Genomic DNA, 1,760 nt, shown 5'->3' with positions numbered 1-1,760 from the left:
TCTGCCGGTCGGGCTTCGCGAGGACGGCCATGCCGGTGTCGATCGCTGCGTCCGCGTCGCCGCGGAAGCCGCGGGCGGGGACGAGGGACCAGTCCAGGGCGCGGATGGAGTCGATGCGGTGCCAGATGCACATCTGGGCGACGTCGTACGACTCGACGAGGCCGCGGATGGTGTCGAAGGAGACGCGCTCGTTCGACTTCGGCCGGCTGCGGATGTTGTAGCCGGTGGTGAAGTCGTGGGTGCGGGGGGTACGGCTGTAGCCGTCGTACGGGTTGATCGGCTGGCCCGGCGAGAACGGCCGGGTCTGGGTCATGCCGGCGATTTCCTCGCCGGCCTTCATGTCGGCCGGCGCCCGGGTACCGAACGCCTTCCCAAGACGGTCGCGGAGGCTCATCGGCGGTGCCTCCTATCTACGGCGTGGGCATCAGGCGCCGACGACCCAGTGGTCGGGGAGCAGGTTGGGCGGGGTGGCCTCACCGGGCGGTGTCGGCACAGACGGCTCGGGGACGCAGTTGCAGCCCGGAAGGTCCGCCGGGTTCGGCGCCGTGCAGGTGCTCTTATGGACGAGGGATGCGCCGTCCAGGCTGATGGCGTGCGCCCCGCACGCGTACACGGTGCGGGTCATACCGTCGCCGGTCGGGAGCGGCCCGAACTCGGGGGGCGGGAGCTGCGGGTCGGCCAGGACGAGGAGGACCGCGCGGCGGGCCTCCTCTGCGGCGATGACGTCGGCGATCTCCGCCTCGGTGGGGCGGCGTTGCCAGTTCACGACGGCGTCAGCACTGCACGTCGCGCAGGCGGGCCTTGTGGGCGCCGGCTCGTTCATGTCGCCTCCGGGCGGTCGTTGTGGGCGGTCGCGATGTGGGTGTGGAAGGGGCCGAGGTCGAGTTCGAGGGTGAGGACGTCACCGTCAGACCGGACCTCTTCGAAAGGGACCGCCATCGGCGTTGCGCAGGCCGGACAGGAAAAGGGCACGCTGCTACCGAGTAGCACTGCCATCGCGGGGTCTCCTCTGGGTCATCACTGGTCCCGGAAGCGGGCGTCGCGCATGCGTTTCCGGATGGCGTCCGGGTCCTCCGACATGGCGTCGCCCGGGTCGAGCTTCGGGTTGGCCGGCGTATCCGGTTCCGCCTCGGGTTCCGGGTCGGTCTCGGCCTGGGCGGCCTCGGCCTTCGCCCGGTAGTGGTTGATCCAGGCAAGGGCACCGGTCTGGTCGAGCAGGAGGTACGCCAGTGCCTGGCTCGTCGCGTCGACCTGGTCGTCGTGGGTGGCGTTGGGAAACGCCGCTGCCTCGTCAACGAGTTCCTCGGTGTCGAACAGTGCGATCTCCGTTGCGGGAAGGAACGCGTTGCCGGCCTCGATGATCGGGGCGCCCGCGTTGGCCCGGGCGTACTTCGATTCGGTCGGGGTAATCGCGATGATGCCGGGGATCTTGCTCTTGAGGGTGTTGATGACGGCCGTGCCGTTCGCCTTGTCCTCGACAAGCTTCGCGGTGGCCTGCGGCCAGCGCTTCACCATGGCCTGGAACGCGGCGAGGGTGTCCGTGAACGTCAGGCGCTTGCGGACCTGGTCGAGGAGGTAGACGTTCGCGCCCTTGCGGGCCCACACCTGACCGACGACGAAGTCGGACGACTTGGTGTCCTTGAACGTCATGTCCCAGGACATGACGATCTGGTCGAACTCCTCGACCAGGTAGGCGTCCGGGTGGTCGGGGTGCTGTGACCACAGCGGGACGCTGTAGCGGCGCCACCAGTTGCGTTTCC

3 protein-coding genes are annotated in these 1,760 nt (G+C 69.1%); all 3 read right to left on the bottom strand.

The window, feature by feature from the left end; all coding sequences use genetic code 11:
* Positions 1-394: hypothetical protein (locus tag ABZ454_RS38795; protein WP_359544129.1), on the bottom strand; the 394-nt coding region annotated here is incomplete at its 3' end.
* Between the two features lie 30 nt (positions 395-424).
* Positions 425-766: a hypothetical protein gene (locus ABZ454_RS38790; RefSeq protein WP_359544128.1), complete on the bottom strand. Its 342-nt coding sequence runs from the start codon at positions 764-766 to the stop codon at positions 425-427.
* A 251-nt stretch (positions 767-1,017) separates the two neighbouring features.
* Positions 1,018-1,760, bottom strand: a 743-nt coding sequence (gene terL, locus ABZ454_RS38785) for a phage terminase large subunit (RefSeq protein WP_359544127.1), incomplete at its 5' end; no start/stop codon positions are given.

It is taken from the genome of Streptomyces sp. NPDC005803, assembly GCF_040630435.1.
GTDB lineage: Bacteria > Actinomycetota > Actinomycetes > Streptomycetales > Streptomycetaceae > Streptomyces.
Note: the sequence above shows the minus strand (reverse complement) of the source record. Positions and strands in the feature narration are given on the sequence as shown.